General features: G+C 66.5%; 1 pseudogene. It reads left to right on the forward strand.

Going from position 1 to position 266, the window contains the following annotated elements:
- Nucleotides 1–266: pseudogene (locus tag WCE05_RS26525) on the forward strand (hypothetical protein); the annotation flags it as partial.

The following is a 266-nucleotide window of genomic DNA, read 5'->3' on the forward strand; positions in this document are numbered from 1 at the left end:
CCAACTCGATGCAGAACGGCTGAGCCGGCAGAGCCGGGATTTCCATCATCGAAACCTGGTGGCCATGCTGCTGAACAAGACCCTGGAAAGCCTGTACCCGCCAGAATCCCCATCCCCGGAGCTGGCCGCGCAGCGGCTCCAGTCAGAGGCGACCGGGCGCACGCTGTCCCGGGCCGAGGCCCGCTACCGCGCCCTCACCGATGAACGTTACTCCTCCATGGGCGCACGCCTGGGGCAACGCATCGACACGGCCAAGTACCGGCAGT

The sequence above is a fragment of the Pseudomonas sp. I2 genome (genome assembly GCF_040984075.1).
Classification (GTDB): Bacteria; Pseudomonadota; Gammaproteobacteria; order Pseudomonadales; family Pseudomonadaceae; genus Aquipseudomonas; species Aquipseudomonas guariconensis_B.